This window comes from Pseudorhizobium xiangyangii (assembly GCF_020531965.1).
GTDB classification, from domain to species: Bacteria; Pseudomonadota; Alphaproteobacteria; order Rhizobiales; family Rhizobiaceae; genus Neorhizobium; species Neorhizobium xiangyangii.
On record NZ_JAJAWH010000058.1, the window covers coordinates 1 to 6,542 of the forward strand.

General features: G+C 58.9%; 6 protein-coding genes and 1 pseudogene. 4 read left to right on the forward strand and 3 right to left on the reverse strand.

Annotation, left to right across the window (positions count from 1 at the left end):
* Window positions 1-2 precede the first annotated feature (2 nt).
* Window positions 3-239, reverse strand: a complete 237-nt coding sequence (locus LH464_RS23780) for a DUF982 domain-containing protein (RefSeq protein ID WP_226788884.1) — start codon at window positions 237-239, stop codon at window positions 3-5.
* A gap of 448 nt (window positions 240-687) precedes the next feature.
* On the opposite strand from LH464_RS23780, the gene LH464_RS23785 reads away from it, so the two are divergent.
* Genes LH464_RS23785 through LH464_RS23795 form a run of 3 tightly spaced genes read left to right on the forward strand, consistent with a single transcriptional unit; the run spans window position 688 to window position 5,265 of the window.
* On the forward strand, window positions 688-1,650 hold the full coding sequence (locus LH464_RS23785; RefSeq protein ID WP_226788885.1) for a class I mannose-6-phosphate isomerase: 963 nt from the start codon (window positions 688-690) through the stop codon (window positions 1,648-1,650).
* Window positions 1,647-3,938 (forward strand): glycosyltransferase family 4 protein, encoded by a 2,292-nt coding sequence (locus tag LH464_RS23790; RefSeq protein ID WP_226788886.1) that lies wholly within the window; start codon window positions 1,647-1,649, stop codon window positions 3,936-3,938. Before LH464_RS23785 ends, LH464_RS23790 begins: the two co-directional genes overlap by 4 nt.
* Window positions 3,939-3,966: 28 nt before the next feature.
* The gene (locus tag LH464_RS23795) at window positions 3,967-5,265 is read left to right on the forward strand and encodes a glycoside hydrolase family 130 protein (RefSeq protein WP_226788887.1); all 1,299 of its coding nucleotides are present in this window, start codon (window positions 3,967-3,969) and stop codon (window positions 5,263-5,265) included.
* 45 nt (window positions 5,266-5,310) lie between these two features.
* Here the strand turns inward: LH464_RS23795 and LH464_RS23800 are convergent.
* Window positions 5,311-5,512: pseudogene (locus LH464_RS23800) on the reverse strand (helix-turn-helix domain-containing protein); the annotation flags it as partial.
* Window positions 5,513-5,641: 129 nt separating this feature from the next.
* Here LH464_RS23800 and LH464_RS23805 point away from each other — a divergent pair.
* Complete coding sequence (locus tag LH464_RS23805) at window positions 5,642-6,043, forward strand: Kazal-type serine protease inhibitor domain-containing protein (RefSeq protein ID WP_226788888.1); 402 nt, start codon at window positions 5,642-5,644, stop codon at window positions 6,041-6,043.
* A gap of 210 nt (window positions 6,044-6,253) precedes the next feature.
* Here the strand turns inward: LH464_RS23805 and LH464_RS23810 are convergent.
* A partial coding sequence (locus LH464_RS23810) for a hypothetical protein (RefSeq protein ID WP_226788889.1) occupies window positions 6,254-6,542 on the reverse strand: 289 nt, incomplete at its 5' end.

Here is a 6,542-nt window from a genome sequence, read left to right on the forward strand (position 1 = left end):
CTCTAGGCCAATACGGCCGCCTCAAGTGCTGCAGCGATAAACGCTTCCCTGGCGACTTCTGGAGGGAGACCACCACCAATCGCTATGCTGCAAAGCCGCTTGGCGTCCTTATAGTGGGGACCGCGCTCGGCGGGCCAGCGGTTACTGAGCGCTTCGAACGCATCGTTCGGTCCGGTGATGAGGTCGGCAGAACCGGTCCCGATGCGAATGCGGACCAATGCTCTCCATTCGATAGTCATTGTTCACTCCCAGGTGGCTTGGCGCCCCCAGACCACCACGCGCTCTTTTCATCGACATAGCAACATGAAAGGCCTCCGCTGACTAATGCCGATCTTGCAGAAGCCCGGGGTCCCAGAAGGGTTGCAGCGTGGATTGGCTGTCCTGTAGACACCCAGGACGTCTTGAATGACGTGGCTGTGGGGGGCTTTAAGTCGGTGGCAGGCGCTTGAAGTTTGCGGAAACATCCACATATTCATTATTGCGGATGATAAAGGTCATTCGCCGATATGCGGGTTTCACCGCAGTTCTGACGCCCTTCACATAGAAGAGCATGGCGATTTTCGCCCCTTCCACCGAAGTGAACAGCCTCAACGCGTCCAAATCCTTTTGGCCCCGACTGGCCCCGAAGGACGTTCCTCCGATCTCGGATTGTTTCGATCTTAGCGGCGAGATACAGGAGATCTTCTCATGACGTTAGAGTCCGCTACCGCCAGGATCGCCTACAAGCCCTGGGGCAGCCATGACCTCAGACCCTGGAGCCAGATCGACAGCCGGGCAACCGCCGTCGGCGAACTCAGGTTTGATCGTGCCGAGGCACATGCCCCGGAGCCTGCCCTGCTTCTCAAGATTCTGTTCGCAAACGAGCCACTATCGATCCAGGTTCATCCCGATGATGCCTACGCACAGGCCAGCGGGATGGCAAACGGGAAGACCGAGGCATGGTATGTGCTGTCCGCCCAGCCCGGTGCACAGGTCGGCATCGGGGTGAAACGTGTCTTGACCGAAGCTGAGCTGCGGGCGGCCATTGGCGATGGCTCTGTCTCGGATCTCGTGCAATGGCGCGATGCTGCAAAGGGCGATGTGTTTTTCGTTCCTGCGGGAACAATCCACGCCATTGGTGCCGGTCTGGTGATCGCCGAGATCCAGCAGAGAAGTGACACGACCTTCCGGCTTCTTGATCCCGGCAACGGACGAGAGTTGCATATCGAGGAAGCGATTGCTGCCGCCGATCGAAGGCCGACCAAATCGGACGTGTCCCGGATGCGCCTCACGGCGGCCAGAACCCAACTCATGTCCTGCGCCTTTTTCGTTTTGGAGCGGGTAGACATTCTCCCGAAATCACGGTGGGCGCTAACGGCTGAACGGGAAACGTGGCTTCTGGTTGCCGGCGGCGATGCGACCATCGGAGCGATACCTGCGGCGGTGGGAGATGCATTCTTTGTCGAGGCGGATCAAGCTGTCATCGAAGCCGGATCTGCAGGCCTCACAGTCTTGCTGGCCTATGCAGGCAGCGTGGCCGAGCAGAACCTGTTGCGCGAGCTCATCGCGCCGGACATCGAAATCGCAGCTTCCCATGAACTCTGTGAATTGCCCAGTCTCGCGCAGAAATCTGCCGATTGGCCGTTCCGCCTGCTGGAGGGGCATCTATGACAAATCTCAAGAATATTGCTTTCATCGGCAACTCGCTTCCCCGCCGATGCGGCATTGCTACCTTCACGAGCGACCTGCAGGAGGCAGTTTCGCGCTCGCCTGCGAGCGGAAGGACGTCAATCGTGGCAATGACTGACCACGGCCAAACTTACGACTACCCCGCCAACGTCCTGCTTCAGATCAATGACGATTGCCTGGAGGATTACATTGGCGCAGCGGAAGCCCTGAACAGAGGCAACTTCGACGTCGTATGTCTGCAGCACGAGTTCGGCATCTTTGGCGGCGAAGCCGGATCTCATATCCTCTCCCTGCTGGCGCGGCTCGATATGCCTGTGGTGACCACGCTCCATACAGTTCTTGCGGAACCCGCTGCGGCTCAACGTGAAGTTCTGGTGCAGATTATTGAAAAATCAGCGAAGGTCATCGTCATGGCGGAGAAAGGCCGCGCGCTCCTGCAGGACGTGTACCGTGTCCCGGCCAAGAGGATCGAAGTCATCGCACACGGGATCCCGGATATCGAATTCACCGAGCCAGCCATCTCAAAGGCCAAGCTCGGTTTCAAGGATCGCTCCGTCATCCTGACGTTCGGGCTCCTCTCGCCCAACAAAGGCATCGAGATCATGATTGATGCCATGCCGCAAATCCTGAAGAGTCAGCTCGATGCCGTCTATGTGGTGCTTGGCGCGACCCATCCCAATCTCGTCCGTCATGAGGGCGAGACATATCGTGAAAGCCTGATAGCCCGCGTGCGCGACATTGGTGTGGAGGATCATGTCGTCTTCCTCGATCAGTTTGTCGATCAGCCGACACTTCTGGACTTCATTTCCATGTGCGATGTGTATGTAACGCCCTATCTCAACGAGGCTCAGATGACGTCGGGGACGCTTGCCTACAGCTTCGGCCTGGGCAAGGCGGTCGTCTCGACACCGTATTGGCATGCAAGCGAGCTTCTGGCGCGGGGCCGGGGCGTTCTCGTTCCTTTCGGCAATGCGGAGGCGATCGGCAGCGAGATTGCCGGGTTGCTGACTGACCATGCGCGTCGTGATGCTCTGCGGCGGCGTGCTTATGACGGCAGCCGATCGATGACCTGGCAAAGGACGGCGGAACGCTATCTCAGTGTGTTCCGGGAAGCGATCCAACCTGCGCCTGGTCTAGGCGCACTTCATCCAACGGGCCGGACGCTTCCGGCGCTGATGTCGGCTGGCCTGCCGGAGCCGCAATTCGCCTACCTCATGTCGATGTGTGACGACACGGGCCTGTTCCAGCATGCCGTCCGTTCGGTGCCGGATCGGTCCCACGGGTATTGCGTGGATGACAATGCTCGAGCTCTCCTTCTCGCAATGAGCCTCAACACGGCGGGGGAGGAAACCTTCCCGGACGTCCTGACAACCCGGTTTGCCTCCTTTGTGCAGCACGCCTGGAATCCTGACGAAAAGCTGTTTCGCAACTTCATGAGCTTTGACCGGCGTTGGCTTGAGGACAGAGGTTCCGAGGATAGCCATGGCCGGACCCTATGGGCTTTAGGGCAGTGCGCCCGGGATGACACGGATCCGTCGCGGCGAACATGGGCAGCCAACTTGTTCGCCCAAGCCTTGCCGTCTATGGACAAGTTCACCTCACCACGTGCGTGGGCGTTCACACTGCTTGGACTGGAGGGTTATTGCACGGCATCCGGTCACGACATCTTCGCCCGACGACTTCGAACGCGCCTTGCAGATCGTCTGCTGGACCTCCTCGCGCGCACCGAGACGAAGGACTGGACGTGGTTCGAGGAAGGCCTCTCCTATGACAATGCACGGCTGTCCCAGGCGCTGATCGTGTCCGGTATCGCTACCGGCACACCCTCCCATGTCGCCGCGGGGCTGAAAACCCTGCGTTGGCTCATGCCCTTGCAAATTGCGCCGGAAGGTCATTTTCGGCCTGTTGGAACGGACGGCTTTTTCCGAAACGGCCGTGCGACGCCGCAACATTTTGATCAACAGCCCGTGGAAGTGGCGGCCACGATTGCGGCATGCCTCGCAGCAAGGCATGCCGACCATAGTCCCGAATGGATCCTCAACGCGCATTGCGCTTTTGCTTGGTTCCTGGGCTGCAATGACCTGTCATCGCCGCTCGTTGATCTTGATACGGGCAGCTGTAGGGACGGACTGCATCCCGATCGCGCCAACGAGAATAGAGGCGGAGAGTCCGTGCTGGCCTATCTCCTGGGGCTGGTGGACTTACGTGAACTTGTGCGGCTGAACGATCAGCAGGCGACTTTCGCCCCGCTTCGCGCACTGAGTGCTTGAAATCCAATCCAGATAGAATCGGGATCACATGTTGCAATCAACCTTTCTGAACCGGCAGGCGTTGTTCCTGCGGCCCGATCCGTCGCGTGTCGTCGTGCGCCCCTTCAAACTCTCGATCGAGCCGCGGGATCTTAACCCCGCTGACAAGACGCGGGCGAACCTCATCGTCGACAGGGTTCTGGCGCTCGATGACGAAACGGCAGAAAGCCTTCTTGCAGAGGTGCTGGAGAATTTCGACGAACGTCACAGGAACCTACTTGGAACTTTTGAGGATCGCGCGGGCCAGATGGAGGAAGCATTTTCGGCGCATGCGGACTTCACTGAGGTGCAGCGTCAGCTTGTCGGCGCGTATTTTCTGCATGAGTATTCGTTCGAAGCATCGGCACTCTTCAATCCCTCAATTGTTTCCCATCCGGATCAATCTGGGGTGCCGGAGGGGAGCCGGCGCATCGTTGTCAGCTTGCGCGCAGTCGGGGAAGGGCATGTATCCTCGCTGACGTTCAGAACAGGGATGATTGGCGCCGATGGCAATGTGGAGATCGAGCCGACAGCACGATTGGCTTCCACGCCAAGTGTGGATCTGCGGTCCCCGGTTCCACTTGGAGAGAATGTCGAGTTGAGCTTCAGCTCCCAGCAGCACATCAGTGAACGGGTCATCTTCCCCGTTACGCCGAACCAGTCTAACGGCATCGAGGATGCCCGTTTCGTTGAGTTCACAGACGAGGGAAAGAGAACGTTCTATGCCACCTACACCGCCTATAGTGGAAAAGCGATCCGCTCCGAACTGCTGGCGACCCGAGACTTCATATCCTTCAGTATGACCCCTTTGGAGGGGGCGGCGGCCAGAAACAAGGGAATGGCCCTTTTCCCGCGCAAGCTCGAGGGCCGCTATGCGATGATTGGGCGACAGGACAACGAGAACCTCTATCTCCTGTATTCTGACGACCTGCACCGCTGGGACGGGGGCCAAGTGATCCTGGGGCCCAAGTTTCCGTGGGAGTTCGTTCAGATGGGAAACTGCGGTTCGCCGATAGAACTTGACGAGGGCTGGCTGTTGCTAACCCATGGCGTCGGCCCGGTCCGCAGATATGCAATCGGAGCGGCTCTTCTGGACAAGGCCGATCCGTCGATCGTTCTTGCCCGATCCAGGGAGCCGCTGGTTCGACCGGAACCCTCTGAGCGAGAAGGCTATGTGCCGAATGTCGTCTATACCTGCGGTGCGATGCGCCATAATGACCAGATCGTTCTGCCCTATGCGATCTGCGATACTTTCTCGAATTTTTCGACGATCAAGATCGCAGATCTTCTCAGATTGCTCGACGGATGAGAGTTGACGAAGTTTGGGATTGTGTGGCGTGCTTGCAGCCGCGTCACCCCAGGCCCGAAACCGCCCCTCCCCGTCATCTCGCACAAACCCAGCTCCTCGACGACCCGCGGCGTAAGGGCAAGCTCCTTCGCCATCATCCCGGCCGACACCAGCGGCTGCGCCATCTCCAGCTCGATGTGCGTTTCCCGACCAGTCGCCGCTCCATCATTTTTCGTGCGAGCGTCAAGCGTTCATGTTCCTTCCGGCCGCTGTAGCACGGATAAACAAGCTTTCGCTCGTGCTACTTCTGCCAATGCTTTCGGCTTGTGTCGAAGGCGGTCCGCCGTCTGGCCCGGGAGGCGACTACCCGCCGTCGCGGCCCGAGCCGGAGCAGGCAATGTGCACGATGGACTATCGCCCGGTCTGCGGCGAGCGCAACGGACGCCTCGAAACATTGAGCAATTCCTGCCAGGCACGCGCCCGCGGCTTCCGCATTGTCGGTTCCGGTGAATGCCAGGGTCAAGGCCACCCAGACCGTCCGGACTGGGATCGTCCTGAGAGGCCTGACAGGCCCGAACGTCCTGATTGGGACCGCCCGGATCGCCCTGGCCGCCCGGGTGGCGACCGCGCCTGCACCCGCGAGTACCGCCCCGTTTGCGGCCAGCGCGGTGACCGCACACAGACCTTCCCGAATACCTGCGAGGCGGGCAATGCCGGCTACGTTATCATGCTCAGGCCGAGTGCCGTCGCTGAAATTGACGCCAGTGGAGGAGGCTCGCAAGCGCAAGCAGGATTGTGAAATCCCACCTTCTTTTGCATCGAGAATTCGAGATCATGGCAACGTTTTTCGGGAAGAGAGATCGAAAGGGGACTGGTTTCGCGAGCGCGACGTCGGCTTGAAGTGGCAAGTCACGGAAGGCGAAAAACCTGAGGGATTAAATGAGTTCCTCTTGGGCGAAAAGGCTGTCTGTGATGTGGCAGATGCTGTTACTGAGCAGAAAAGGCCAGCTTAGAAGATTTGCCGGGCTGCCAGTGGCTCTTGCTCGCTCAAAGGGCGCCCATCCGCGCCGAAACGAACCGACTTTATTCCCTTACAGAGGAATTGAAGCCTACTGGTGGAACGAGGCATACGGTCGATAATAATCAAACCGCTGACCGCCAGAGAAACGGAAATGATTTCCGCTAAAGGCTTCAAAATCGAGACTTTCTTCGCCTTGAACCAGTTCGAACCACCGTCGTTGATTCTAGGAATCGAAGTCGATCTAGCTGGTCCGTATAGTCTCTGGCCATTCCTGCGC

Bases quoted from the DNA above. Each gene is read 5' to 3' on its own strand.
- LH464_RS23790 (WP_226788886.1), top strand. From the start codon at position 1,647: ATGACAAATCTCAAGAATATTGCTTTCATCGGCAACTCGCTTCCCCGC.
- LH464_RS23795 (WP_226788887.1), top strand. From the start codon at position 3,967: ATGTTGCAATCAACCTTTCTGAACCGGCAGGCGTTGTTCCTGCGGCCC.
- LH464_RS23780 (WP_226788884.1), bottom strand. From the start codon at position 239: ATGACTATCGAATGGAGAGCATTGGTCCGCATTCGCATCGGGACCGGT.
- LH464_RS23785 (WP_226788885.1), top strand. From the start codon at position 688: ATGACGTTAGAGTCCGCTACCGCCAGGATCGCCTACAAGCCCTGGGGC.
- LH464_RS23805 (WP_226788888.1), top strand. From the start codon at position 5,642: ATGTGCACGATGGACTATCGCCCGGTCTGCGGCGAGCGCAACGGACGC.